The organism is Luteimonas sp. TWI596 (assembly GCF_039674105.1).
Lineage (GTDB): Bacteria > Pseudomonadota > Gammaproteobacteria > Xanthomonadales > Xanthomonadaceae > Luteimonas.
On record NZ_JBDJMU010000001.1, the window covers coordinates 213624 to 240273 of the forward strand.

Genomic DNA, 26650 nt, shown 5'->3' on the forward strand with positions numbered 1-26650 from the left:
CGGCGATGACGTATCGCGGACGCTGCCATTGCGGCAGTCTGGCCTTCGAACTGGACAGCGAGATCGCTGAGGTCTACGACTGCAATTGCTCGATGTGTCGACGGCGCGGCGGTCTGCTGGCGTTCGCGCCCGCCGAGGCATTACGGGAGACCGGGACCGGCAGCGCGGGCACGTATCGCTTCAATACGCACCGGATCGACCATCATTTCTGCACGGTCTGCGGCATCGCGCCCTACAGTCGCGGCATCGCTCCCGATCGGGCGCCGATGGCCTGCGTCAACGTGCGCTGCATCGACGGATTGGACCTGGCGTTGCTGAAGATCGTGCAGATCGACGGTGCTCGATTCTGATCGGATACGGCTTGGCTGTGCGGCGATCGCTGCGGACGGGATAGCCAGCCGAGCGGACAGCCTTGGCTGCGCGTTGTCGTCTCCACCTGGGCGCCGGCCGGAAGGCCGGCCGGCGCGTGCGCAGCGACGATGTTGTGGCTCAGCCTTCCTCTTCTTCCTCGAACTCCACCAGGGCATCGAGATCGAACGCCAGCGCCTCGACCGCCTCGCGCACCTTGCGCGCAGTCGCGGCGTTGCCGGCCTCGACCTCGATTTCGTGCATCTGCGGGCCGTTGACGTCGCTCAGGCCGGCAGAACTGGAGTCGGCGTCGTCCATGTGCGGCATCAGGTCGTCGATCTCTTCGACGTGCTCGATGCCATCGATGCTCTGCAGAAGGTTGATGACCGTGCGGGCGGTGTCGTCGCTGCCGGTCAGGCGGATGCGGAGCATGGGCATGGCGGTTCCTCTTCGTGTTCGGTCGGGCGGGAACCGTGAGGCTGGGAGAGCCGGGGGCAAGCCTGCGTGACGAGCGCGCCACGATCGCGTTGCACGCAGCGGGCGCAAGACCTAGACGCGCAGCCAACGCATCGAAAGCGCGACACCGACCATCGCTGCGGCGACGCCGAGGAACGCGACGACCAGTCCGGTCGCCTGCGCGGCGAATCCGATCAACGCCGGACCTGCGAGCACGCCGGCATAGCCGATCGTGCTGATCGCAGGGATCGCTTGCGCTTCGGGCATGGTCGTCTGCCGTCCGGCCATCGAGAACATCACCGGCACCACATTGGCGCAGCCCGCGCCCACCAGCGCATAGCCGGCCAGCGAGATCGCCCCGCTGGGTACCAGTGTGGCAATGACCAGGCCCACGCAGGCGCACAGCGCACCGAGCACGACCGCGCGGCGATCGCCCAGGCGGCGGACGAGGCCGTCGCCGCACAGCCGCGCGACCGTCATCGCCAGTGAGAACACGACAAAGCCCAAGCCTGCGCGGTCGGCGTCCACGCCGCGGACCTCGTGCAGGAACACCGCGCTCCAGTCGAGCATCGAGCCTTCGACCAGGAACGCGACGAAGCACAGCACGCCGATGCACGCGACCACGCCGCGCGGCCAGGCGAAGGCGGCGGTGTCGCGCGCCACGCGTTCGCTGCGCCAGTGCCGTGCCGACGGCACGTACAGCGCCAGCACGATCAACGCGACCAGTCCGGTCGCCAGCCACGGTGCCAGGCCCGCGCTCAGCAATGCGGTCGTGCCGGCGGCGCCGACGAAACCGCCGACGCTGTAGAACGCATGGAAGCCGGACATCATCGGGCGTGCACTGTCGCGTTCGACCGCCACTGCCTGCAGGTTCATCGCGCAGTCTATCGCGCCGATACCGGCGCCGAACGCCGCCAGCGCAGCCGCCAGCAGCCAGGGCGTTGCGGCCATCGCGAGCATCGGCAACGTGATGCAGATCAGCAGCAGCGCGGCCACCATGACGCGCTTGCAGCCTTGGCGTGCGGCGAGCGCACCGGCGGCCGGCATCGCCAGCAGCGAGCCGGTGCCCAGGCACAGCAGCACCAGACCGAGCGATGCCTCGTCGAGCCCGGTCCGGGCCTTGGCGAACGGCACGATCGGCGCCCAGGCGGCGATCGCGAACCCGGGAATGAAGAACGCGGCGCGCGTCGCATGTTGCTGCGCGCGGGGGGAAGAGGTGGGGACGGGCATGGCGGACGACGTGGGGGGAGGACGGGGAAGGCCGGTGGCGCTCAGGGCGGGGCCGCGACGTGCACCGCGATACCGCGTGCAACGAAGCGTGCCCGTTGCGCAGGCGGCGCATCGTGTTCGACAACGAGTGTGGCGATGGCTTCGAGGGCCGCGACGCGGTGCGCGGCCTGCGTGCCGAGCTTGGCGTTGGTCGCCACGACGACGGCCTCGCCGCTGGCCTCGATCATCAGGCGCTTGAAGCGGGCCTGCTCGCCGTCGACGCTCCACAGGCCGTGGTCGGCATCGATCGCGCAGGCACCGGGAAAGCACAGGTCGGCGCGCAGGTCGCGCAGCTGTGCCATGGCCTGCGCACCGAGCGCCGCGCCGCTGCGCGGGTCGATCCGACCGCCGATCAGCAGGACCTCGAAGCCGTCGCGGGCCATCAGCGTCTGGGCGATGTCGGGGGCGTTGGTCGCGACGGTCAGCGCCTGGCGTTCGGGCAAGGCGGCGGCGATCGCGCTATTCGTGGACCCGGCGTCGAGCAGCAGCATCTGGCCGGGGCGGATCCGGGCGGCCGCTACGGCGGCGATCGCAAGCGCGCGCTTGCCTGCTACGTGCTCGTGGTGGCGTCGCGCCAGTGGCGGGAAGTCGGGCGTGGGGGGCAGCGCGCCGCCGTAGACGCGACGGCACAGACCGCGCGCGGCCAGTTCGCGCAGGTCGCGCCGAATCGAATCCTCAGACACGCCGAACTCTGCTGCCAGTTCGGTCGCCACGACCCGGCCCTCGGCCGCGAGGCGGCGCAGGATCGTCTGCTGGCGCTCCTGCGGCAACGCATCGCCGGACGCGGTCATCGAAAGTGACCGCCAGCGATGAGATGGGCTGTGTGCGCGCCCTGGGCGCTCGCGTCACCCGCCGAGGGCGCGTCGCGGCGCATCGACGCGGCCAGGCAAGCGTGGTGACCCTCCAACTCCCTGCGCTGAGACATCAGGCACTCCCGTCACATGAGAGCGCGAAGTCTGGATCAGTCGGTGTAAACGTGCAACATCGTGCATTCGTATGCACGCGCTCGGCATGGGGGGCGGGCGGCCTCCCCACGCTGTCAACGGTCTTCGTGGTCTGCCTTCCGCGGCTCAGGGCTGCGCGACGGGTGTCCGCACCGGCACCGTGATGTTGCACAGGTCGATGTGCCCGGCCGGATGCAGGTACCAGGCGTCGCGGCGGTTGCGGCGCGATTCGACCACCGCATCGAACAGCGGCGTGTCGGTACGCAACACCTCGAGCGGGGTGCGCTGCGCGGGCGGCAGTTCCGAGGCCAGGCGCACTGCACGGATCGGCGTGCGCTGCGCCGGATCGGTGTAGAAGCCCAGCGGGCCGGTGCCGCGCGGCAGCACGCTGAGCAGTTCCATGCCCTGCAGCACGCGGCCGACGACGGTGATATTGCGGTCGAGCTGGCGCGGCGACTGGCCGGTGACGACGTAGAGCTCGGTGCCGTTGCTCGAGTCGGGCGCGGTGTCGCGGCCGGCGCCGAGCGTGCCGTAGCAGTGCGCGAGCCAGGCGCGCCCCCCGCGGCCGGCCTGTGCGTCGGCATCACGGGCGGCCGGGAAGCCGGCGGCAAATCCGGTCTGCGCCGCCCAGCCGTCGCGGTCGGGCAGGGTGTGGAACGCCAGCCCCCGGGCTGGGCGGTCGAACTCTGCAGGCAACTGCGCGCGTGCGCTGCCGATCGGCTTGCCTGGGGCGCCGTCCTCGACGATGTCGCCGAACTGCACGACGAAATTGTCCTGCGCGCGGTAGAGCGTCAGCCCGTCCCAGAAGCCCTCGCGCGCGAGCGTGCGGATGTTGGCCACGTGCGCGGGCGCGAAGTCCGGCGCCAGCTCGATGATCACCCGGCCGGTCTCCAGATCGAGATACAGCGTGTTCTGCGGGTCGGGCGTGCGCCAGTCCGCGGGCGTCGAGGCGTCGAGCAGGTCCTGGGTCGAGCGCGGGTCGGCTGCGCGCGAGTTCGCGACGTCGGCCGCGGGCGTGCTGGCGCAGCCGGCGATCAGCAGCGCGAGTGCCGCAGCGCAGGCGGCGACGGGACGGCGCAGTCGGGACGGGGGCAGGCGCATGGGCGAAGTCCATTGGAGTGGAGCGCCGATTGTGGCTGACGTGGCGGCCCGCATGACTAGCGGCACATTCGCTATAGCGAAGTTCGCAATAGAGTCCCGATCGAGCACGTGGAGGGCGGGCATTGACCGGAAGCGACGAGGCGGAGGACGCGGGTCTGCGCAAGTTCCAGAAGGAGCTGAGCGCAGGCACGGTCTCGCTCGCGCTGCTGGCGGTACTGGCCGCCAGTGCGGAGCCGATGTACGGCTACCAGATCGCCAAGCGGCTCGAACGGCTCGACGGCGTACTCGCCGGCAAGCAGAGCGCGCTGTATCCGGTGCTGCGCAATCTCGGCGCTGCGGGGCTGCTCGACAGCCACGTCGCGCCCTCCGATGCCGGGCCGCCGCGTCGCTACTACCGCATCACCGAGGCAGGGCGGACGACCCTGCGCAATTGGGCCGCCGCCTGGCGCGCCACCCGCGATTCCGTCGACGCCGTCCTGGAGGGGATGATCGAATGAACACCCAAGGTCTGCCGCAAAGCATCCCCGAGTACCTGGAACACCTGCGCCGCGCGCTGGCCGGCGCCGACCCGGCGCTGGTGCAGGACGCGCTGTACGACGCCGAGGAATACCTGCGCTCGGAACTGGCCGAGCATCCGGGCCGCAGCGAGGCCGAGGTGATCGCCGCGGTCGCCTCGAGCTACGGCGCGCCCGATGAGGTCGCCGACATCTACCGCGATACCGAGGTCAAGGTGCAGACCGCGCTGCGGCCGCCGGCACCGGCGCCGCGCAGTTCACTGGCCGGCCGCTTCTTCGGGGTCGCTGCCGACCCGCGGACCTGGTCGTCGCTGTTCTACATGCTGCTGTCGCTGGCGACCGGCATCTTCTACTTCCTGTGGGTGGTGCTGGGTCTGTCGATCTCCGGCGGCCTGGTGATCGTGCTGGTTGGCATTCCGCTGCTGATCCTGTTCCTGGGCTCGGTGCGGGTGCTGTCGCTGGTGGAGGGCCGGCTGGTCGAGGTCATGCTCGGCGAGCGCATGCCGCGCCGACCGCTGTACGCGGCCCACGGCCGCAGCTGGACCAGCCGCATCGGCGAAATGTTCACCGACGCGCGGACCTGGAGCACGCTGCTGTACATGCTGCTGATGCTGCCGCTGGGCATCGTTTACTTCACGCTGGTGGTGACCCTGATCAGCGCGTCCTTGCCGCTGATCGCGGCCCCGCTGTCGCTGCTGCCCGGTTTGAACCTGAACGTCTGGATCGGGGGCATCGACGTACCGCGACAGGCCCCGTTCCTGCTGCCGCTGCTGTCGGGCATCGGCGTGCTGCTGCTGTTCGCCACCCTGCACCTGTGCCGCGGCATCGGCCGCCTGCACGGCGCGATCGCCAAGCACTTGCTGGTGCGTACCGCCCAATACTGATCCACCCCAAAACAGGGGTCAGAGTCCATTTTCGCCGGGGTCGGAGCAGACGGCCCCGGTCGATGGATCGAAATTCGACTCTGACCCCGGTTTGGCTGGAGGCGATCGTCGTTCCGACGCGGGCCGTGCGCCCACGAAAAAAACCGGGGTCAGAGTCGCTTTCCGGAGAAAAGTGACTCTGACCCCGGTTTTCGGGGGGGGCGGTGGCTCAGACGCCGGAGACGCGGCGGGCGACCTGGAAGCGGGTGGCCCAGTAGCCGGAGTCGAGGTCGGAGACCATGACGTCCTTGCCGCTGCGCGGGGCGTGCACGAAACGGCCTTCGCCCAGGTAGATGCCGACGTGGTCGATGCGATTGCCGCGGCGGCCGAAGAAGACCAGGTCGCCGGCGGTCAGCGCGGTGCGGTCGATGCGTTCGCCGTTCTGGGCCATCTCGCGCGAGACGCGCGGCAGTTCGATGCCCAGCGCGGTGCGGAACACGTAACCGACCAGACCGCTGCAGTCGAACCCGCTGTCGGGGCTGGAACCGCCCCAGCGGTAGGGGGTGCCAAGCAGGGTGAGGGCGCGCTTGAGCAGCGATTCGACCCGACCATCGGCGACTTGCACCGGCTTGTCGACATCCATCGCGATGAGCTGGTTGATATCGCTGGCCAAGAGCATCTGCGGCTGCTGCAACTGGGCGGCGGGTGTGACGATCGCCTTGGCGACCGATGTGGTTTGATCGAATTGGTCGGCCGAGTCGGCGGCCAGGCCAGGACCTGCGAAAACCGGAGCGGCGGCCAGCGCCAGGAGCAGCGTGGCGGCGGTGTTGCGGAGGAGGCTGCGGGAGGCGCCAGCGCCATTCAGAGACGCGTCTGTCGTCGTCACGTGTGCTTCACATCTTCCGGACCAGCGGGGGAAGCTACCGGGTTTGCGCGAAGGAGTTGTTAAACGAAAGTTACTGAATGCGCGCAAGTGCCTGTTTGTGTTCGCTATTCAGTGAAGAATGCGTCGTGAACCCGTGTAGTTGCGACGCCAGTAGCTGCCGTCCAGGTGGTCCAGGCGCACCGTGCCGCCTGTGCTGGGCGCATGGACGAACCGGCCCTCGCCGACGTAGATCCCCACGTGGGACACCGTGCCGCCGCTGCCGAAAAACACCAGGTCACCGGGTGCCAGGCGCTCGGCGTCGATTTTCGGCCCTTGGTAGGCGTAGAGCTCGCGCGATGAGCGCGGCAGCTGTACGTCGAGCATGTCGCGGAACACGTAGTTCACCAGGCCGCTGCAGTCGAAGCCGCCCTCGGGCGTATTGCCGCCATACCGGTAGGGCGTACCGACCAGGCTGATCGCGCGCATCAGCACGGCGTTGGCTGCCGCCGGGTCGGTCGGCGACACCGCGTGCCAGGTGCGTTGCGGGGTCGGCGCAGAGGCGGCCGGCGCGGCGGGACGGACATCGCGTCCGCCGCAGCCGGCCAGCGCGAGCAGCGCAATTGCCGTGGCCAGCACGCACCCTCCGCGGCGTCGTGCGGTTGGCGCGAACGCGTCGGAGTCGGGATAATGCGGACTTGCCTGCATATACGTCATTCCACCTGCCAATCTCGGCATCGTGCCGCATGTGCGCCACCGTCCTCAAGCGGCCTTGCGGCCGCCCCACCAGGGATCCCCAATGAAGATCGAGAAAGACCGCGTCGTCCGTTTCCACTACAGCGTTGCGGAGGCTGGCCAGGCGCCGGTGGAGACGTCGCGCGATCGCGATCCGCTGGCGATCCTGTTCGGCCACGGCAACATCATCCCGGGCCTGGAGAAGGCGATGGAAGGCCGCGAGGCCGGCGAGAGCTTCAAGGCCGACGTCACTGCCGCCGAGGCTTATGGCGAGCGCCGCGAGGGCATGACCCAGCGCGTGCCCAAGAAGCACTTCGGTGACCAGAAGCTCAGCGTCGGCCAGCAAGTGGTGCTCAACACCAGCTTCGGCCCGCGCGCGGTGACGATCGAGAAGGTCGGCATGAGCGTGGTCGACGTCGACCTGAACCATCCGATGGCCGGCAAGGACCTGGCGTTCGATATCGAGATCGTCGAAGTCCGCGAGGCCTCGCCCGAAGAAATCGAGCACGGCCACGTACACGGCGACGGCGGCCACCACCACTGATCCGCCAACGGTGCGCGACGCGGGGAGGCGTCGCGCGGCCGGGCCGGGTCCGTCGATCGGGGGACATGCGATGAGTGCGCCACGGCACGCCGTTCTGGGCCCGGTGCCCGCTATCGAGCGGATGGAGATCCTCGACGCCCTGCGCGGCGTCGCGCTGCTGGGCGTGTTCGCGATGAACATCGAAGGGTTCTCGCGGCCGATGCAGGAGATGGGTGCGGGCATCGCGCCCGAGGCCAGCGGTTTGGACTGGGCGGTCGCCTGGAGCGTCCACGTCTTCGTCGCCGGCAAGTTCTGGACGATGTTCTCGCTGCTGTTCGGCATGGGCTTTGCGCTCATGAGCGCGCGCATCGCCGCCTCGGGGCATCCGGTCGCGCCGGTGGTCCTGCGTCGCCAAGCGGTCCTGCTGGCCTTCGGCCTGCTGCATATCACGCTGATGTGGTGGGGCGACATCCTGCACAGCTATGCGATCGCCGGATTGTTGCTGCTGGCGATGCGCGAGATTGCGCCGCGCTGGCAGCTCGCCGTCGGGCTGGCGCTGTATGGCGGCGTCGGGGCGTTCTATCTGGCCAACGCCGCGCTGCTGGCGCTGGTGCCCGAATCGATGCTGGCCGATCTTGCGGGCGCGCTTGCGTCGGGGCGCGAAGCTGCCGAGCGCATCTACCCGACCGGCAGCTTCGCTGAGATCACCCAACGGCGTGTGTCCGACTATCTGCAACTGGGGCTGCAGAGTCAGTTGTTCCAGGTGCCGATGATCGCCGGCGTGTTCTTGGTCGGCAGCTGGTTGCTGCGCGGCGGCTGGCTGCGCGCACCTGCCCGGCACCGCAGCTTCTGGTGGCGGCTGCTGGCCTGGGTGACGCCGCCCGCGGTGCTGTTCACGGGCCTGGGCGTGTGGCTGGGCACGTCGTTCGACAGTCCGCTCGCGCCGCGCGCTGCGTTGTCGACGGGCTTGATGCTGCTCGGGTCGCTGCCGATGTCGCTGGCCTATGTCGCTCTGCTGGTGCTGGCCTGGACGTCGGCGTCCGGGCAGCGGGCGCTGCGCGTCTTCGCGCCCGCCGGGCGCATGGCGTTGACGCACTACCTCGCGCAATCGCTGGTGTGTTCGCTACTGTTCTACGGCTACGGCGCTGGCCTTTGGGGCGAACTTGGGCGCGCAGCGCAGACCGGCCTGGTGCTGGTGGTGTTCGCGCTGCAGCTTGCGATCAGCCCGGTCTGGCTGGCGCGGCATCGACACGGGCCGGTGGAATGGCTGTGGCGCTGGGCGACCTACGGCCACCGGCCGGCGTGGCGGCGCGCCTACCAGGTGGCATGAGCCCTCGCGACGACGTATTGATCGTCGGCGGCGGCGCGGTCGGCCTCGCTTGCGGGCTGGCGCTGGTCGAAGCCGGGCGCGGGGTGCGGGTGCTCGAGGCAGGCACGGCGGGCTGCGGCAGCTCGCACGGCAACTGCGGCACGATCACACCCAGTCATGCCGCACCGCTGGCGGCGCCGGGTGCGATCGCGCGTGCGTTGCGCTGGATGTTCGCCAGCGATGCGCCGCTGCGCATCGCACCGCGTTTCGATCCCGCGCTGTGGGCCTGGCTGGCGGGGTTCGCACTGCGCTGCAACCGCCGTGACTGGCAGCACGCCACACGCGCGCGGGCCGCGATCCTGCAGGCCTCGCGCGCGGCCTTCCCGGACTGGCTCGCCGATCACGGTATCGCGTGCGAGTTCGCAGCGACCGGGATCGACTACGTCTATCGTGATCGCGCGCAGTTCGATGCCTTCGAGGCGGAGGCGCGCGTACTGCGCGGGCTGGGCCTGACGCTGGAGCAGATCGACGGCCCGCGCGCGCTGTGCGAGGAGCCGGCGTTGCGCGAAGGCGTTGCCGGCGTCGTGCGCTTTCCGGGCGATGCACGCCTGCGGCCCGATGCGTATGTCGCCGGGTTGGCCGCGGCGTTCCGCGCGGCGGGCGGTACGCTGGAAGAACACTGCGAGGTACTGTCGGCCGAGGAAACCGCCGAGGGCGTGCATGTGGCGACCTCGCGCGGCGACTTCGTCGGCCGCGATCTGCTGCTGGCCGCCGGGGCCTGGTCGCCCGGCGTCGCGCGTGGGCTGCGGCTGCGCGTGCCGGTACAGCCGGGCAAGGGCTACTCGATGACCTACGCACGTCCGGCGTCCGCGCCCCGACGGTCGATGGTGTTACACGAACGCAGCGTGTTCGTGACGGTCTGGGACGCCGGCCTGCGGCTGGGCGGCACGATGGAGTTCGCCGGCTACGACCGCAGCCTCAATCGCGTTCGGATCGATGCGATCGAACACGCGGCCGCCGAGTATCTGCATCTGCCGGCGTCGCCGCGGCGCGAGGAGACGTGGACGGGCTTGCGCCCAGTCTGTGTCGATGACCTGCCGCTGATCGGTGCCGCGCCCGGGCATCGTCACACCTGGATGGCGACCGGGCATGGCATGCTCGGCATCAGCATGAGTGTCGCCACTGCCCACCTGATCCGCGACCTGATCTGCGGAACACCGCCCGGCTTCGACCCGGCCCCCTTCGCGCCGGCGAGGTTTGCATGAGCGCGTCCGGCGATGCGCTCGCATTCGATCTGATCGTCGTGGGCGGCGGGTCCGGCGGGCTCGCCGCGGCCTTTCGGGCTGCCGAGTACGGCCGGCGGGTCGCACTGCTCGAACCGGGAGACCTGGGCGGCACCTGCGTCAACGTCGGCTGCGTGCCCAAGAAGGCGATGTGGCTGGCCGCCAATCTGGGTTTGCGCATCGGCCATGCCGCGCGGCTGGGATACGACTTGCCGCGCGGTGGCCGTCCGGCCTTCGACTGGCCATGCTTTCTGACCGATCGCCAGCGTTACATCCACGGCATCCACGCCAGCTATCGCCGGCGGCTCGATCGCGACGGCGTGTTGCTGCTGCCCACGCGTGGCCGGCTGGCGGGGGAAGGCGCGGTGGAGACGGCCGACGGCGCGTTGCTGCGCGCCCCCCACATCGTGCTTGCGACTGGATCGCGCCCGATCGTCCCGCAGATTCCCGGCGCATCGCTGGGCGTGGTGTCGGACGATTTCTTCCACTGGACGCAGGCGCCGGCGCGCGTGGCGGTCATCGGTGGCGGCTACGTCGCGGTCGAACTGGCCGGCGTGCTGCAGGCGCTGGGCAGCCAGGTGGATCTGGTCGTGCGCGACGGCCGGCTGTTGCGCCAGGCCGAGCCCGAGCTGGTCGCCCAGTTGCAGGACAACTACACCCAGCAGGGGATCGTGCTGCGCCTGGGGGTGGCCTCACAGGCCCTGCAGCGGCAGGCCGACGGTCGGATTGCGATCGAGACCGATGGTGACGAGCGGCTCGCCGACTACGACCAGGTCCTGTTCGCGACCGGGCGGCGGCCCAACACCGACGACCTGGGCCTGGAGCGCGTGGGCATCGTGCCCGACCCGCAGGGCCACCTGCCGGTCGATGCGTTCCAGGACACGCCCGCGCCGGGCGTACATGCGGTGGGCGATATCTGCGGCTGTGGTCCGGCGCTCACGCCGGTCGCGATCGCGGCTGCGCGCCGGCTGTGCGACCGCTTGTTCGGCGGCCGGCCCGATGCGCGCCTCGATGCGGAGAACGTGCCCAGTGCGATCTTCTCGCACCCGCCGCTGGCGATGGTCGGCCTGACCGAGGCCCAGGCGCGCGAACGGCATGGCGACGACGTGCACGTGTACACCAGCCGCTTCCGCCCGATGATCGAGGCGCTGGCCGATACCTCGCAGTGCAGCCTGTTCAAGCTGATCTGCGTGGGCGAGGCGCGTCGTGTGGTCGGCCTGCACCTGCTCGGCGATGCCGCCGACGAGATCCTGCAGGGTTTCGCGGTCGCGCTGAAGATGGGCGCCACGCTGGACGACTTCCACGACACCGTTGCCATCCATCCCACCAGCGCCGAGGAAGTGGTGCTGATGCGCTGACCGGTGCGCCGCTCGATCGCTCAGGGCAGCAGATGCAGCGCCTGCGCACCACCGCGGACTGCATCGGCCACCAAGCGGCGATCGAAGCTGGCCAGGCGGCCGCCCATCTGGACGGCGAGTGCCAACAGGTAGGTATCGGTGACCTGGCCTGAGGTCAGCAGCCGGTCGTGCGCGACGTGCGGCGCATCGAGCAGGCTCAGCGCATCGGGCCAGAAGCGATGCCCCGGATGCGCGCACAGACCGGCCAGCACCTGCGCCGCCTCGGTGACCGAATCGGCCGGGTTGGCATAGCGCGGGTTGGACATGATCCGCAGGGCACCGTTCTGGGTGATCGGGCACGACGCCCAGCCTTGCGCGCCTTCCTGTGCGAACCAGTCGTGGGCGCGGTCGTGGTGTGCGTGGAGGGGGTCGAGCAACGCCAGCAGCACGTTGACGTCGAGTAGGTGCACCGGCGCACCCGGCGGCCAGCCGGGCGCGCGCTCTTCCACGCGATGCGGTGTCATGGCGCCTCGTCGCGGAGGCGATTCACCAGCTCGAGTGTTGCCCGCTCGGCGCCAGGCCGGGCCGGCAGCAGCGGAATCCCGTTGCGATAACGCGGCGGTGGTGCGGCCGGCGTCAGGCCCTTGCGGACCAAGTCGGACACCACCTCCCCAAGGCTACGCCCCTGCGCCTGGGCCAACGCGCGGGCCGCGGCGAGGATATCGTCGTCGAGTGACAGGGTCGTGCGCATAGGTGGCGCTCCATGATGGACCGCATCAAGCATCGCGCATCACGCATCATTACGCAAATGGACGGCTCGTTGCGGTGCCGAACTCGTGGTCTCAGAGGCGTCGGGCGCGCGGCAGCGACTTCGCGTCGCGCTCGCCAGCGCGCGCCTGCGCATAACGGGTCCAGGTCGCGTCGATCGTCTCGCCTGTCAGCGCGGCCCAGGTGTCGGCCGTGTAGGCCCCCGCCCGAAGCGCGGCATCGAGCTTGTGCACCAAGCCCGGGTGCGCAGTGTCGGCCCATTTGAGGAATGCGCCGCTGACCCGGTAGCCGGTGTCGTAGCGGTGCTCGTCGGCGACGGTGTCCGGGAGCGCCCAACCGCTGGCGGCGTTGTCCAGGCCGTAACGATCGCGTGCATAGTCGGCGATGCCTTCGGTCAGCCACACCGGCGCGCCATCGCCGTAGCCGGGATAGGACTGGACGATGTGCATGGCTTCGTGGGTCACCAGATCGACATCGCCAGGGCGCTCGATGAGCCAGGCCGGGTTGATCGTCATCGTCGCCTGGCCCTTGTTGTCGACGAAGGCGACGCCGTCGTAGTCCGGGTCGATGACGATGTCGACAGCATCGGCCGCTGCGGGGTTGAAGTCCGCGCGCTGGCGCGCATAGGTCGAGAAGAACGTGTCGACGATGCGGTCGCGCATGCCGGCATCGAGCGCATCGGTCGCGTCGCGGTAGACGAGCGTCACGCCGTCGCGCTCGATCGTGGTCTCCATTGCCGCAGCCGTGGCGAGCGGCAGCAGGCACAGCAGCGGGAGCAGACGGGCAGGGCGGGTCATCGGCGGGTCTCCAGCGGGACGGGGGTGAAGGGGGCGAGCAGTTCGAGTTCAGCCAATTGCAGGCGACCGGGCGCCGAGAAGCGCACGCGGTAGGTATCGAAGTCGCCAGGCGTCTGAATGCGGAACGGGCGCGTCTGGCGCGGCCATTCGAAGGTCTGGGCCTGGCGGGTGTCGATCGTGCGCCACGGGCCGTCGCCGCGACGCGCCTCGAGCGTCCAGTCCGCGTCCCGGATCGTGCGTTCGCCGGAGGTCAACGTGTAGAAGCGTGCGCGGCCAGGCTGCGGCAGCGCGACCTCGACCGCGGTGTCGTCGCCACGCAGCCACAGGCCGCTGGTGCCATCGTCATCGATCAGGATGCCTGCCTCCTCGCCGGCCACCGTGGCGCGCGCGCCCGCGACCGCCAGGTCGGCCAGCGTCGACGGTGCCTGGCCGACAGGCGTCAGCGAGGGCGGCGCGTCTTCCGGCCGGCTGCCCCAGGTCGAGGGCTCGGGTCCCATATGGAATTCCAGCGTGGCGCCGGCCGCGATGATCTCGTGTGGGATCCACGTGCGGTGCCAGGGGCGCCCGTTGACGGTCAGCGATTGCACGTAGACATGCTCCGGCGCGTAGTCGATGGCACGGACCTCCAGCGTCCTGCCTTCGCCCAGGCGCACGCGGGCGCGTTCGAACAGCGGCGAACCGATCACATACTCGGGCGCGCCCATGCGCAGCGGGTACAGGCCGAGCGATGCGAACAGATACCAGGCCGACATCTCGCCGTTGTCCTCGTCGCCGGGGTAGCCCTGGCCGATCTCGCTGCCCAGGTACAGCCGCGACAGCACTTCGCGCACGATCCGCTGGGTCTTCCAGGGCTGCCCGGCATAGAGATACATCCACGGAATGTGGTGCGCGGGCTGGTTGCTGTGCGCGTACATGCCCAGGCGCACGTCGCGGGCCTCGGTCATCTCGTGGATCACGCCGCCATAGGAACCGACCAACGTCGGGTCCGCCGTCTCGGGCGTGGCGAAGAACGCGTCGAGCTTGGCCGCCAGGGCCTGGCGGCCACCATAGAGCGCAGCCAGCCCGTTGCCGTCGTGCGGCGCGGTGAACGCGAACGTCCAGCCGTTGGACTCGGTGTAGTCGTGGCCCCAGACGCGCGGGTCGTACTGCGCCGACGGCACGCGCCACGCGCCACTGGCATCGCGGCCCTGGAAGAACCCGGCCTGCCGGTCGAACAGGTGCGCATAGGCGGCCGCGCGGTAGCGGAAATACTCGGCTTCCTCGTCGTAGCGCTGTCGGGACTGCGGTGTCTCGGCGCGGTCGGCCAGCGCCTGGGCCATGCCGGCGATGCCGAAGTCGTTGAGCGCACCCTCCATCGTCCACGACATGCCCTCGGGCACGCGGGTGTCGGCATAGCCGCGGAAGGTCGCCTCGGCCATGCCCTTGCGCCCGACGTGACGGCTGGGCGGGACCACGGTCGCGTTCTTGAGCGCGGCCTCGTAGGCCAGCGCCGGATCGAACCCCGCCACGCCCTTGCGCCAGGCATCGGCGAAGGCGACATCGGTGCTGGTGCCCACCATCAGGTCGGCGTAGCCGGGCGACGACCAGCGCGCCAGCCAGCCGCCGGCGCGGTATTGATCGAGAAAGCCATCGACCAGTGCACCGGCGTTGTCGGCCGCGAACAGCGTGTAGGCCGGCCACGCAGTGCGGAACGTGTCCCACAGCCCGTTGTTGATCACGATCCGGCCGTCGCGCACCGGCGCGAAGGTACGCCGGGCGTTGCCCTGGGCGTTGTCGTCGGCGCTGCTCATCTGGCTGGCATAACGCCAGTCGGGCTGGGTCGTGCTGCCGGCGTTCTCTGCGCCGCTGTTGGGATACAGGAACAGCCGGTACAGATTGGAATAGAGCGTCGTGCGCTGGTCGTCGCTGGCGCCTTCGACCTCGAAGCGGCCCAGCAATGCATCCCATCGCGCACGGGCGCGCTCCGATACGCTGGCAACGGTGTCGGACTCGCCCATCTCCAGTGCCAGGTTGTGCCAGGCCTGCTCGACCGAGATCAGCGAGGTCGCGACGTGCATGCGTACCGTGCGCGCGCCGTCGCCGGCGAACTTGATGTAGCCGGTGGGCCGGCCGGTGTCGATGACGCCGCTGTCGCGCCACGGCGTATCGAAGCGGGCGACCACGAACATGCGCGTCGCGCCGGTGGACAGGCCGCTGCGCACGTCGGTGTAGCCGGTCAGTGTCCCGGTCTCAGCGTCGAGTTCCAGCCCGCCGCGCGCATCGACGTTGTCCAAGAGCAGGTTCGCATCGCCGTTGGCGGGAAAAGCGAACTCGAATACGGCTGCGTGGTCGGTCGGCGCCAGTGCCGCCTCGATGCCATTGTCGAAGCGCACCCGGTACAGGTGCGGCCGCGCGGTCTCGGTCTTGCGGTCGAACGCCAGGGCACGCGTCCGGCGATCGGCTTCGGGCACGCCGCGATCGCTGGAGGGCATGAACTGGAAGGTTTGGCGGTCGCCCATCCAGGGGCTGGTCTGGTGACTGAGCGCCAGCGCCTGCAGTCGCGGCCGGTTGGCCGCGTCGTTCTGTTCGTTCCAGCGATAGAGCCAGTTCAGCACCCCCGCATCGGTCACCGGCGTCCAGAAGTTGAAGCCGTGCGGTACCGCAGTCGCAGGAACGTTGTTGCCGCGCGAGAAGCGGCCGTTGGACTGGGTACCACGCGTGGTCAGTACCCAGTCGCTGGGATGCGCCCGTGTCTGGCGCGGCACCTGCGCCAGTGCGATGTCGTCGATCCAGCCGCGCGCAACGGTGCCGCCCGGCGGTTGCACGTCGAGCTCGATCGCAACCACGCGCCGGCCGCGCAATCCGGCCACGTCGCCCAGGCGCACCGCCTTGCGCGCCCATTGCTGTGGATACAGCGATTTCGATGCGCCCTGCGCGGGCGCGCCGATCCTCACGCCGTGCTGATCGCGCGCGTCGCCGGCAGACAACCGGCTGCCGTCGTCGAGCAGCAGATCCAGCGAGACCCATGTCGATGCGTCGGTATCGCCGTCGACGATCTCCGGCAGCACCAGCCACGACAGTTCGGTGTCCGGCTCGACGGCGATGTCGACGTCGAACAGCCGCTGACGACCAGGCGCCGCGGCCTCGTAGCGCAGTGCCTTAAGACCGCTGTAGCCGACACCGGAACGCGCGGCGTAGGGGGCCTGGGGACCGTCACCCACGCGTACGGCGAGCGCGCCGGTCGCCTCCATCGTCGGTTGGGGGTCTTCGGTTTCGAACGAAGTGGCGAACCCGGCGGCGTCTTGCGCCTGCGCGGGAAGCATGGAAGCGGCGGCGGCGAGCGCGCACGCCAGCAGCGTGCGCGTCGAGAGGCGTGGGGTCATGCCGGGGTGCTCCGGTCGCGAGTGGGAGGACGCGCCGTGCGGTCGCGCTGTCCGCCAGGCGCATGCGCGTAGGTCAGCGAACTGTCGCGCTCGACCAGATGCACCGGCGCGATCGTCGTGCACCGCGGCGCATCGGGTGCGCGGCCGCGCTCGAGGACCATGTCCACCGCCTGCCGTCCGAGCGCGCGTGGGCCGGTGGCCAGCGTCGTGAGCGCCGGCACCTGGGCGCAGGCCTCGGGCGTGTCATCGAAGCCGGTGATCGCGAAATCGCGGCCTGGCGCAATGTTGCGCGCGCGCAGGCCCATCATCAGTCCGAAAGCGACGCCATCGTTGTAGGCCACCACCGCGGTCGGCGCGGGATCGCGTGCGAACAGCGCCGCTGTCGCCAGGCTTGCCGCGATCCGCGTGGGTGGGCACTCGACGATCCACTGCGGCTCGAGCGCAACCCCGGCCTGGGCGAGCGCAGCGCGGTAGCCGTCGGCGCGTTGGCGGAACGAACTCGATGTGCGGCTGCCGCCGAAGAACGCGATGCGCCGGTGGCCTTGCGCCAGCAGGTGCTCGGTGGCCAGGCGTGCGCCGGTCGCGTTGTCGGCGCCCAGGTAGTCCCAGTCGCCGTCGGCCACCTCGCGGTTGAACAACAGCACAGGCGTGTGCAGCCCGACGACCGGCCGCAGATCGTCGGCGCGCGTCCCATCGGCGGGCGTCAGGATGACCCCGGCCGGGCCGTGCTCGATCAGCGACGCCAGCACCGCGCGCTGGCGCTCGACCGACTCGCCGCTGCTGCCCAGCAGCATCACGCAGCCGGCGCCGGCCAGCGCTTCGTCCACGCCAGCGGCGAACTCCGCCACGAAAGGGTTCGATAGATCGTTGACGACCAGGGCAACGCTGGTGGAGGTCTTTCGGCGCAGGTTGGCAGCGCTGCGGTTGTAGACGTAGCCCTGGCGGCGGATCTCCGCTTCGACGCGTTGCCGGGTCCGGGCTGCGACCACCGGACTGCCGCTGAGCACCAAGGAGACGGTGGCCGGCGACACACCGCAGGCGCGCGCGATGTCGGCCAGGGTCACCCGTCGACGCGTTTCGGATCGGGTCATGTCTGGATCGATTTAAGGGTGGCATCGATCCTGCAGAAAATCCCCGGGCTTGGCAAACCGCGCTGCAACATTCGCGTCAGCCCCATTGGATTCGATGCGTTTGGTGGTTGCGGTCGCGCGACGCCGGGACGGCGGCAGTGGCCAGCATGCTTGCCGCAGTGCAGCGTGACACGCTTAATTGAAACGATTAAATCGATCAGCGGAGCGAAGCCGAGGGGGCGGCGTCGTTCGGTCAAGCGCTCGCCGCCGGTGCTTCTGGGGCCGAGGCGGGCGATATGCGAACCATTCGGCACTGCGGTGCCACGACACGCCGGCCGCACGCCGGGCGTGCCTCACGTCCTGATGGGAGAGATCAGATGCGCAGCAGTCCCTTGTCGATGTTGATCGCCGCGGCATTGGTGTCGGGCGCCGTGTCCGCCCAGACCACCGCACCGCCGGCCGCGCCGTCGGATGTGGCCCGGCCTTCCGGCCAGCCCACCGATATCGATGCGATCCGGGTCACCGGATCGCTGATTCCACGTGCGCAGATCGAAGGGCCGTCCCCGGTCACCACGATCACCGCCGAGCAGATGGAGCAGCAGGGCTTCACCAATCTGTTCGACGCATTGCGCGCGTTGCCGCAGTCCAGCGGGCCCGTCCAGGACGCACAGAGCACCGGGACCTACACGCCCGGCGCCAAGACCGTGAGCCTGTTCGGTCTGTCGCCCAGCTACACGCTCACGCTGATCAACGGCCGGCCCGTCAACAGCTACCCACTGGGCTACAACGGCAACACCAGCATCGTCGACATCGCCAACATCCCGATGGGCATGGTCGAGCGGGTCGATGTGCTGACTGGCGGGCAATCGTCGGTCTACGGCTCGGCGGCGATCGCTGGCGTGGTCAACATCGTGCTCAAGGACCGCATCGAGGGCGCGCATGCGCGCTATCGCATCGGCGGCTACAGCGACGGCGGCGGCGAGAATCACCGGCTGCAGTTCAGCATGGGCCATGCGCTCGGCGACTGGGATGTCAGCTACGGCCTGCAGTACGAGCGGCAAGAACCGATCTACGCCTTCGAGCGCGACGCCACCGACAGCGCCGCCGACAACCCGACCGGCCCGGTCGATCCGGCGCGCACGTTCCTGCGCCAGGATCTGACCGCCGGGGCGACGGGCTACATCGACCCCGGCGCGGCGGCCTGCGCGCCACTGTCGTACCTCTACGGGGGCAGCACCGAGTACGCGTTGCGCGACATCGACGGTGGCGGCCGCTACTGCGGCAGCCTGCGCAACGTCGGCACGGCCTCGCTGCTCAGCGAGAGCGAAAGCGCCAGCGGCAGCCTGTTCCTGCGCCGCGCGCTCGGCGAGCACGCCGTGTTCTATACCGATGTGCTGCTCAGCTACAGCCGACCGACCTACACCGGCGGCAGCCCGTCGTGGAACCAGAGTTTCTACAACCAGACCACCGGCCGCTATGAACAGTGGCAGCGCATCTTCGCCCCCGAGGAAGTGGGGCTGCACGCCAAGGACCAGCGTGTCTACACCCGCAGCTACAACATCGCGGCTGGCGTGCGCGGCACGCTGGGCGACAGCGGCTTCGACTACGACGTGTATCTCAACCGTTCGGGCACCGGCGCCATCCGCAAGGCCACCGATTTCCTCGCCCGCAACGGCGTCGACGACCACTACCTCGGCCCGAAGCTGGGCGTGGACGCCGCCGGGTATCCGATCCATGCACCCGACGAGGCAGCGCTGTATCGGCCGATCACGCCGGAACACTACGACGCCTGGAGCGCGATCAACCGCGCCAAATCCACCGCCTGGAACCAGGGGGGCACGGCGCTGCTCACCCATGCCGAGCTGTTCACGCTGCCTGCCGGGCCCGTGGGCTTTGCGGCGATCGTGCAGGGCCAGCGCGAGCGCTTCTCCAACCGTTCGCAGTCGGCCGATGCGCGCGACCTGTTCCGCAATGCCGGCGGCGGCACGATCGCCCGCGGCGAGCGTGACCTGTACGCGGCCGGTGTCGAGTTCCAGGTGCCGGTGACCAGCAACTTCGACATCAACCTTTCGGGGCGCTACGACAAGTACGCGCTCGACGGAGGGGGCGGCAACGGCAAGCCGACCTGGAAGGCCGGTCTGGAGTTCCGTCCGCTGGACACCCTGCTGCTGCGCGGCAGCTACGCCACCGCGTTCCGCTCGCCGGACATGTTCTATCTCTATGCGTCGGAGACCAGCGGGTTCACCAGCACCACCGACTACTACCGCTGCCGGCAGGCGGGTTATGGCGTCGACGACTACGACGCATGCCCGCAGTCCGACCAGTCCACCCGGCATCTGGGGCAGGGCAATCGCGACCTGCGCGACATCACCGCCCGGACGTTCACCTATGGCGTGGTGTGGTCGACGCCGGGCAATGCGTTCACGATGTCGCTCGACTACAACGCCATCGAGATCGAGGACGAGGTCGAACTGCTGGGTATCGCCGATATCCTGGAACTGGAAGCCAACTGCCGGCTGGGCGTGTCGGAGAACGGGCAGACCCGCTACGACATCGATTCGCCGACCTGTCGCGACGTGATCGCCCAGGTCCAGCGGCGCCCGGGCAGTGATCCGGTCGATCCCAACGGCGTTGCCGAGGTCCGGACGTATCCGATCAATCTCGCGCGCCAGCGTCAGACCGGTGTGCAAGCGGCGGCACGCTATCGCTGGACTGCCGGCAGCGTCGGCGACTTCGATGTCGACCTGGGCTACTACCGCACGCTCAGTCATGACCGCCAGCCGCAGGCCGACGATCCAGTCGAGGATCTGCTGTGCTGCGCCAACTCCAACGAGCTGCAGCACCGCACCACCGCCAGCGTCGCCTGGAACCGCGGCCCGCTCGCCGCGACGTTGTGGGGCGTGCGCAATGCGCGCAGTTGGAACGCGGCCGGCCGCGCCCGCGACATCGGCCCGTGGACGACCTTCAACGGCAGTGTCTCTTACCGCTTCGGCGAGCGTTACGGCGTGCTGTTCTCGGTCAACAACATCGCCAACCGCAAGCCGCCGGTGGACCGCACCAACGGCAACTGGCCGTTCTACGACCGCGGGCTCTACAACGCCCTGGGGCGTTCGCTGCAGATGGAATGGTCGATGGATCTCTAGTGCGCGATGGCGACGGCGCGGGGGCCCTACAATGGGCCATGGCCGATATCCTCGAACTCCATCGCGGCACCGCGCCGCTGCTGGTCAGCCTGCCGCATGACGGCACCCGGCTGCCCGACGACCTCGCACAGCGCCTCACCCCCGAGGCCCGGGCCGTGCCGGATACCGACTGGCACGTGTCCCGGCTGTACGCCTTCGCGCGCGCACTCGGCGCCTCGATCCTGGTCCCGCGCTACTCGCGCTATGTGATCGACCTCAACCGACCCGAGGACGACACGTCGCTGTACCCGGGACAGAACACCACCGGACTGTGCCCGCAGGTGCGTTTCGACGGCGGGCCGGTCTACTTGGACGGGGCCGCGCCAGACGAGGGCGAGATCGCCGAGCGGGTCGACCGCTACTGGCGGCCCTACCATGCTGCCTTGCGCGACGAACTCGCTCGTCTGCGCGCCCGCCATCGCCGGGTGGTGCTGTGGGAAGGGCACTCGATTCGCGGCACCCTGCCGTTCCTGTTCGACGGGCGCCTGCCCGATCTCAACCTCGGCACCGCCGGTGGCAGCAGTTGCAGCCTGGCGCTCGAAGCGCGGATTTCGGGATTGCTCGAGGGACAGGCGGACTACGAATGGGTCGCCAACGGCCGTTTCCGCGGCGGCTACATCACCCGGCATTACGCGGCGCCCGACGAGGGCATCGAAGCGGTCCAGTTGGAAATCAGCCAGCGCTGCTACATGGACGAGGCCAGCTTCGCCTGGGACGCGGCCCGGGCCGCAGCGCTGCAGCCACTGCTGCAGCGCCTGCTTCAGACCGCGATCGCCCACGCGCAGGGCAGTCTAACCGGCTGACGCTTGGCAGATTCGTGACACCCAAGGCCGCATGCTGCCCGCCATGAGCCGACCCGATGTCCTGCGCCCCCACCGGCCGATGCTGTGGCTGGTCGCGGCGGCGGTGTTCATGCAGATGCTGGACACCACGATCGTCAACACCGCGCTGCCGGCCATGGCCGCCAGTCTCCAACAGTCGCCACTGCGGATGCAGGCGGTGGTCGTGGCGTATGCGCTGACGGTGGCGGTGCTGATCCCCGCCTCGGGCTGGCTGGCCGACCGCTTCGGCACCCGCCGGGTATTCCTGGCCGCGATCGTCGTCTTCACCCTGGGGTCGCTGGCCTGCGCGTTGTCGCAGACGCTGCAGGCACTGGTCGCCTCGCGCGTGCTGCAGGGCGTGGGCGGCGCCATGCTGCTGCCGATCGGACGACTCGCGGTGCTGCGCGCGGTGCCGCGGACCGAGTTCCTCGCCGCGATGACCTTCGTCACCGTGCCCGGCCTGATCGGGCCCCTGATCGGCCCCTCGCTCGGTGGCTGGTTGGTCGAGGTCGCAAGCTGGCACTGGATCTTCCTGATCAACCTGCCGCTGGGCGTGGCCGGCGCGCTGGCCACGCTCCGCTTGATGCCGGACCTGCGCGCGCCGGTGTCGCGCTTCGACCTGCTCGGCTACGGCCTGCTGGCCTTCGGCATGGCGGCGGTATCGCTGTCGGTCGATGCCCTGTCGGGGCACGCCGCGCGGGGCGCGGCGCTGGTGGTGGTGCTGGTCGCCGGCTTCGGCGCGCTGGTCGCCTACTGGCTGCATGCCGCGCGCACCCCGGCGCCGCTGTTCCCGTTGTCGCTGTTCCGGGTGCGGACCTTCAGCGTCGGCGTGCTCGGCAACCTGTTCGCGCGGTTGGGCAGTGGTGGCATGCCCTATCTGATCCCGCTGCTGCTGCAGGTCGGCCTCGGGGTGCCGCCGGCGCGCGCGGGCATGATGATGATTCCAGTGGTGGTCGCGGGCATGTTCTCCAAGCGCATCGTGGTGCCGCTGGTGCAGCGCTTCGGCTACCGCCGCGTGTTGGTGGTCAACACCCTGTTGACCGGGCTGGCGATGGCGAGCTTCGCGCTGGTGCAGCCGGGCCAGCCGCTGTGGCTGCAGATCGTCCAGTTCGCGTGCTTCGGCGCGGTCAACTCGCTGCAGTTCACCGCGATGAACACCTTGACGCTGCGCGACCTCGACGGCGAGCACGCCAGCGCCGGCAACAGCCTGCTGTCGATGGTGATGATGCTCGCGATGAGCCTGGGGGTCGCGACCGCCGGCGGCCTGCTGGCCGCCTTCGGCGAGTCGGGCGGCGGCGAGCCGGTCATCGCCGCATTCCGCTGGACGTTCGTCTGCGTCGGCGCGCTCACCCTGGTCTCGGCCGGGATCTTCGCCCAGCTCGGCCGCACGCGGCGCATTCCCGAGCAAGCCGTCGGCCAGGCCGATCAGGGCTGAGGCCGCCCCCGTGGGTCAGCCCGCGAGCCAGGCCGGCAGGTGCATCGCCAGCGGCACCGTGACCATCGCCAGCAGGGTCTGCAGTGTGATCAGCGCGGCCATCAGCGGCGCATCGCCGCCCATCTGACGCGCCATGATGTAGGCGTTGGACGCCGTCGGCAGCGCGGCATAGAAGCAACTGGCGGCCGTCACCCCCTCGCTGGCCCCGAGCAGCCGGCAGGCGAGCACTGCGACCAGCGGCAGCGCCAGCAGTTTGAGTGCCGAGGTCGCGGCCAGTGCCGCCGGGCGGGAGGCCGACCATGCAAACACCAGGCCGCCGCCGACGCAGACCAGGCCCAGCGCGAGCGCCGCGCCGCCCAGAATCTCCAGGCCATGAGCGAGCGCGATCGGCAGCGGCAGCCCGGAGAGATTGACCGCTGCGCCGGCGGCGGTCGCCATGATGATCGGATTGCTGACCAAGCCGCGCGCGACCCGCCCTGGACTTGTCGGCCGTTCGCTCCAATGGGTCAGCGCCACCACCGCGATCACGTTGACCGCCGGCAGGCAGATCGCCAGCGCCAGCATCACCAGCGCGGCCGTGTCGCGCTCGAACACGACCGCGGCGACCGACAGGCCGAAGTAGGTGCTCGGCCGGGTCGCGCCCTGGATCACCGAGGATCGGCTGGCATCGGGCAGGCCGCGGGCCAGCCGCAGCGACAGCGCGACGGCAGCGGCGAACAGCAACGTCGGTAGCAGCGTGGCCGCGGCCAGGTCGCGCAACTGCACCGCCGAGACGGCCAACTGCGCAGTGTTGACGAACAACAGCGCTGGAAATGCGACGTAGAACGTGAACCATTCGATCGCCGGGAAGAAGCCCTCGGGCGTGCGCGGCGAACGCCGCAGCCAGACGCCGAGCAGCACCACCAGCACGACCGGGAGGGTGTGGGCGATCACTGGAATGTCCGCGGCACAGGGGCTTGCCTACACATGCAACATCGTGAGCGATTCGCCATCAAACCTCCAACGTGGCCAGATCGCCCGCGCCACGCGCGACGCGCCGTCGCGGCAATGTCCACGCCGTCACCACGGCGGGACGGAACACGAATCGCCGTCAGACTTCCAGTGTTGCCAGATCGCCCTTCGTCTCCAGCCACGCCTTCCGATCTCCGGCCCGCTTCTTCGCCAACAACATGTCGATCAGCGAGCGCGTCTCCAGGTCGTCGTCCACGGTCAGCTGTACCAGGCGTCGGGTGTCGGGATGGATCGCCGATTCGCGCAACTGCGAGGGATTCATCTCGCCCAGGCCCTTGAAGCGGGTGACATTGACCTGCCCCTTGAGCTTTTCGCGCGCGATTTTCTCCAGCAGCAGGCGCTTCTCCTCTTCGTCGAGCGCGTAGAACACCTGCTTGCCGACGTCGACGCGGAACAGCGGCGGCATCGCGACGAACACGTGGCCAGCCGCGACCAGGGCGGGGAAATGTCGCAGGAACAGCGCGCTGAGCAGCGTCGCGATGTGCAGGCCGTCGGAATCGGCGTCGGCCAGAATCACGACCTTGCCGTAGCGCAGCCCGGCAATGTCGTCCTTGCCCGGATCGCAGCCGATTGCGACCGCGAGGTTGTGCACTTCTTCGGAGCCGAGCACCGTGGTGCTGGCCACTTCCCAGGTGTTGAGGATCTTGCCGCGCAGCGGCAGGATCGCCTGGAAATCCTTGTCGCGCGCCTGTTTGGCGCTGCCGCCGGCCGAGTCGCCCTCGACGAGGAACAGCTCGGTGCGTGAGAGGTCCTGGCTGATGCAGTCGGCCAGCTTGCCGGGCAGGGCGGGGCCCTGGGTGACCTTCTTGCGGACGATCTGCTTCTCGGTCTTCAGCCGCGCGCTCGCGCGCTCGATCGCCAATTGCGCGATCCGCTCGCCCAATTCGACGTGCTGGTTGAGCCACAGCGAGAACGCGTCGTGGGCGGCGCCCTCGACGAAGCCGGCCGCCTGCCGCGACGACAGGCGCTCCTTGGTCTGGCCGCTGAACTGCGGATCGGTCATCTTCAGCGACAGCACGAACGCGACGCGGTCCCAGACGTCCTCGGGCGCGAGCTTGACCCCGCGCGGCAGCAGGCTGCGGAAATCGCAGAACTCGCGCAGCGCATCGGTGAAGCCGGTACGCAGGCCGTTGACGTGGGTGCCGTGCTGCGCGGTCGGGATCAGGTTGACGTAGCTCTCCTGGACCAGTTCGCCCTCCGGCAGCCAGGCGACCGCCCAGTCGACGGTCTCGGTCTCCCGGCCCAGGCCGCCGACGAACAGCTCGGGCGGCAGCAGTTCGCGCCCTTCGAGTGCGCCGCGCAGGTAATCGCGCAGGCCGTCCTCGTAGTACCACGCGTCGCGTTCGCCGCTGACCTCGTCGTGCAAGGTGACGCGCAGGCCCGGGCACAGCACTGCCTTGGCGCGTAGCAGGTGGCGCAACGCGCGCAGGCTGAACTTCGGCGAGTCGAAGTACTTCGGGTCCGGCCAGAAGCGCACGCGCGTGCCGGTGTTCTTGCGGCCGACGCTGCCGACCACTTCCAGCGGCGTGGCGCGATCGCCATCGCGGAAGGTGATGCGGTGCTCGCTGCCTTCGCGCTTGATATGCACCTCGACCAGCGTCGAGAGCGCATTGACCACGCTGACGCCGACGCCGTGCAGGCCGCCGCTGAAGGTGTAGTTGCGGTTGTTGAACTTGCCGCCCGCATGCAGCCGCGTGAGGATCAGTTCCACGCCCGGAATCTTCTCCTCGGGATGGATGTCCACCGGCATGCCACGGCCATCGTCGGCGACCTCGCAGCTGCCGTCGGCGTAGAGCCGCACTTCGATGCCGCGCGCATGCCCGGCCAGCGCTTCGTCGACCGCGTTGTCGATGACCTCCTGCGCCAGATGGTTCGGGCGCGCGGTGTCGGTGTACATGCCCGGGCGGCGCTTGACAGGGTCCAGGCCCGAAAGGACTTCGATGTCGGCAGCGTTGTAACGGTTGTTCATTCGGCGATGCAGCGGGGAGGTCGGCGCATGGTAAAGGAATTGCCCGGACGTCGATTCGGACCTGTGTCCGAGCACAACCGCGCCACGACGCGATGTAATCGATTTCGGGTCCGTTAAGCCCATGTGCAGCCGATGTAAGCGGCCAGTTGTTCAGTTGGAGGCCGGTCGCGCGTGGCTAGGTTGGACCCGTCGCCGCTCCCAAGCGGCACGCCGCGCCCCAGGGCGCACCCATCATCGAGGTATCGCAACCGGGACCTGTCCCGCATTGGAGAACCACCTATGAAGACCCGCACTCTGCTGTTCGCTGTCGCCGCTGCCACCGCCTTCGCCGCCCCTGCGTTCGCGCAGGATGCCCAGGACGTCCAACAGCAGGTCCGCCAGGCAGAGGTCGCGGCGCAGCAGGCCGAACAGGACGCGCAGACCGCCGAGGCCGCCGCCCAGGCCGCTGAGCAGGCTGCGGCCGAGACCTATGCATCCGATGCCATGAACGAGGCGCAGGATATCGAGGACGAAGCGGGGGATGCAGCCAAGCTCGACACCGAGGCGTCCGAGCGCGCGGCCGACCAGGCCGACGTCCCGGCCTGACCGTCCGGCTCCCGTAGCCAGCCCGCGAACGCCCCGGCCTGCCGGGGCGTTCGTCCATCCGGGCGCCGGTGCCCAGCGCGGCGGCGCCGCAGCCTGTAGAATGGG

General features: G+C 69.6%; 24 protein-coding genes. 11 read left to right on the plus strand and 13 right to left on the minus strand.

What is annotated here, in order from left to right; genetic code table 11:
* The first annotated feature begins 5 nt into the window (after positions 1–5).
* The gene (locus ABE487_RS00935; protein WP_346450961.1) at positions 6–350 is read left to right on the plus strand and encodes a GFA family protein; all 345 of its coding nucleotides are present in this window, start codon (positions 6–8) and stop codon (positions 348–350) included.
* A gap of 139 nt (positions 351–489) precedes the next feature.
* Here ABE487_RS00935 and ABE487_RS00940 read toward each other — a convergent pair whose 3' ends face one another.
* From ABE487_RS00940 to ABE487_RS00955, 4 genes are all read right to left on the minus strand, one after another.
* A complete protein-coding gene (locus tag ABE487_RS00940) occupies positions 490–786 on the minus strand; it encodes a hypothetical protein (RefSeq protein WP_346450963.1) in 297 nt (98 codons plus the stop codon).
* Positions 787–897: 111 nt separating this feature from the next.
* Positions 898–2034: an MFS transporter gene (locus ABE487_RS00945; RefSeq protein WP_346450965.1), complete on the minus strand. Its 1137-nt coding sequence runs from the start codon at positions 2032–2034 to the stop codon at positions 898–900.
* A gap of 41 nt (positions 2035–2075) precedes the next feature.
* Positions 2076–2864: a DeoR/GlpR family DNA-binding transcription regulator gene (locus ABE487_RS00950; RefSeq protein WP_346443738.1), complete on the minus strand. Its 789-nt coding sequence runs from the start codon at positions 2862–2864 to the stop codon at positions 2076–2078.
* A gap of 279 nt (positions 2865–3143) precedes the next feature.
* On the minus strand, positions 3144–4118 hold the full coding sequence (locus ABE487_RS00955) for a peptidylprolyl isomerase (protein ID WP_346450966.1): 975 nt from the start codon (positions 4116–4118) through the stop codon (positions 3144–3146).
* Between the two features lie 122 nt (positions 4119–4240).
* Between ABE487_RS00955 and ABE487_RS00960 the strand changes: the two genes are divergently transcribed.
* On the plus strand, positions 4241–4615 hold the full coding sequence (locus ABE487_RS00960) for a PadR family transcriptional regulator (RefSeq protein WP_346448876.1): 375 nt from the start codon (positions 4241–4243) through the stop codon (positions 4613–4615).
* Entirely contained in the window at positions 4612–5517 is a 906-nt protein-coding gene (locus ABE487_RS00965) for a sensor domain-containing protein (RefSeq protein WP_346450967.1), read from the plus strand. The genes ABE487_RS00960 and ABE487_RS00965 overlap by 4 nt, the downstream gene beginning before the upstream one ends.
* A 208-nt stretch (positions 5518–5725) precedes the next feature.
* Here ABE487_RS00965 and ABE487_RS00970 read toward each other — a convergent pair whose 3' ends face one another.
* Positions 5726–6382 (minus strand): C40 family peptidase, encoded by a 657-nt coding sequence (locus ABE487_RS00970; RefSeq protein WP_346446207.1) that lies wholly within the window; start codon positions 6380–6382, stop codon positions 5726–5728.
* 108 nt (positions 6383–6490) lie between these two features.
* Positions 6491–6976: a C40 family peptidase gene (locus tag ABE487_RS00975; protein WP_346451003.1), complete on the minus strand. Its 486-nt coding sequence runs from the start codon at positions 6974–6976 to the stop codon at positions 6491–6493.
* Positions 6977–7157: 181 nt separating this feature from the next.
* Between ABE487_RS00975 and ABE487_RS00980 the strand changes: the two genes are divergently transcribed.
* The 4 genes from ABE487_RS00980 to gorA all read left to right on the plus strand — a co-directional run bounded on the left by ABE487_RS00980 (position 7158) and on the right by gorA (position 11566).
* Positions 7158–7637 carry a peptidylprolyl isomerase gene (locus ABE487_RS00980; protein WP_346443730.1) on the plus strand — a complete coding sequence of 160 codons (480 nt, stop codon included), beginning with the start codon at positions 7158–7160 and terminating at the stop codon, positions 7635–7637.
* A gap of 103 nt (positions 7638–7740) precedes the next feature.
* Positions 7741–8946: a DUF418 domain-containing protein gene (locus tag ABE487_RS00985; RefSeq protein ID WP_346452856.1), complete on the plus strand. Its 1206-nt coding sequence runs from the start codon at positions 7741–7743 to the stop codon at positions 8944–8946.
* The gene (locus tag ABE487_RS00990) at positions 8943–10190 is read left to right on the plus strand and encodes an FAD-dependent oxidoreductase (protein ID WP_346450971.1); all 1248 of its coding nucleotides are present in this window, start codon (positions 8943–8945) and stop codon (positions 10188–10190) included. The genes ABE487_RS00985 and ABE487_RS00990 overlap by 4 nt, the downstream gene beginning before the upstream one ends.
* The gene (gorA, locus tag ABE487_RS00995) at positions 10187–11566 is read left to right on the plus strand and encodes a glutathione-disulfide reductase (RefSeq protein ID WP_346450973.1); all 1380 of its coding nucleotides are present in this window, start codon (positions 10187–10189) and stop codon (positions 11564–11566) included. The genes ABE487_RS00990 and gorA overlap by 4 nt, the downstream gene beginning before the upstream one ends.
* 20 nt (positions 11567–11586) lie before the next feature.
* Here gorA and ABE487_RS01000 read toward each other — a convergent pair whose 3' ends face one another.
* The 5 genes from ABE487_RS01000 to ABE487_RS01020 form a co-directional block, all read right to left on the minus strand.
* Complete coding sequence (locus ABE487_RS01000) at positions 11587–12069, minus strand: TA system VapC family ribonuclease toxin (protein ID WP_346448885.1); 483 nt, start codon at positions 12067–12069, stop codon at positions 11587–11589.
* Complete coding sequence (locus ABE487_RS01005; RefSeq protein ID WP_346443723.1) at positions 12066–12296, minus strand: hypothetical protein; 231 nt, start codon at positions 12294–12296, stop codon at positions 12066–12068. Before ABE487_RS01005 ends, ABE487_RS01000 begins: the two co-directional genes overlap by 4 nt.
* A 91-nt stretch (positions 12297–12387) precedes the next feature.
* Positions 12388–13110 (minus strand): basic secretory protein-like protein, encoded by a 723-nt coding sequence (locus tag ABE487_RS01010; protein ID WP_346448886.1) that lies wholly within the window; start codon positions 13108–13110, stop codon positions 12388–12390.
* Entirely contained in the window at positions 13107–16472 is a 3366-nt protein-coding gene (locus ABE487_RS01015; RefSeq protein WP_346450975.1) for a GH92 family glycosyl hydrolase, read from the minus strand. The genes ABE487_RS01010 and ABE487_RS01015 overlap by 4 nt, the downstream gene beginning before the upstream one ends.
* Positions 16469–17563: a LacI family DNA-binding transcriptional regulator gene (locus ABE487_RS01020; protein ID WP_346450977.1), complete on the minus strand. Its 1095-nt coding sequence runs from the start codon at positions 17561–17563 to the stop codon at positions 16469–16471. Before ABE487_RS01020 ends, ABE487_RS01015 begins: the two co-directional genes overlap by 4 nt.
* A gap of 356 nt (positions 17564–17919) precedes the next feature.
* On the opposite strand from ABE487_RS01020, the gene ABE487_RS01025 reads away from it, so the two are divergent.
* The 3 genes from ABE487_RS01025 to mdtD are packed head-to-tail and all read left to right on the plus strand — an operon-like array spanning position 17920 to position 22980.
* Positions 17920–20685, plus strand: a complete 2766-nt coding sequence (locus ABE487_RS01025) for a TonB-dependent receptor (protein ID WP_346450979.1) — start codon at positions 17920–17922, stop codon at positions 20683–20685.
* Between the two features lie 38 nt (positions 20686–20723).
* The gene (gene hutG / locus ABE487_RS01030) at positions 20724–21527 is read left to right on the plus strand and encodes an N-formylglutamate deformylase (protein WP_346450981.1); all 804 of its coding nucleotides are present in this window, start codon (positions 20724–20726) and stop codon (positions 21525–21527) included.
* A gap of 43 nt (positions 21528–21570) precedes the next feature.
* Positions 21571–22980, plus strand: coding sequence for a multidrug transporter subunit MdtD (gene mdtD, locus ABE487_RS01035; protein ID WP_346448895.1), 1410 nt, complete (start codon positions 21571–21573; stop codon positions 22978–22980).
* 15 nt (positions 22981–22995) lie between these two features.
* Here mdtD and ABE487_RS01040 read toward each other — a convergent pair whose 3' ends face one another.
* Together ABE487_RS01040 and parE are read right to left on the minus strand one after the other, a co-directional pair.
* On the minus strand, positions 22996–23913 hold the full coding sequence (locus ABE487_RS01040; RefSeq protein WP_346450982.1) for an AEC family transporter: 918 nt from the start codon (positions 23911–23913) through the stop codon (positions 22996–22998).
* A gap of 157 nt (positions 23914–24070) precedes the next feature.
* Positions 24071–25960 (minus strand): DNA topoisomerase IV subunit B, encoded by a 1890-nt coding sequence (gene parE / locus ABE487_RS01045; protein ID WP_346443712.1) that lies wholly within the window; start codon positions 25958–25960, stop codon positions 24071–24073.
* Positions 25961–26239: 279 nt separating this feature from the next.
* Here parE and ABE487_RS01050 point away from each other — a divergent pair, with 279 nt between their 5' ends.
* Positions 26240–26545, plus strand: coding sequence for a hypothetical protein (locus ABE487_RS01050; RefSeq protein WP_346450984.1), 306 nt, complete (start codon positions 26240–26242; stop codon positions 26543–26545).
* The last annotated feature ends 105 nt before the right edge of the window (positions 26546–26650 follow it).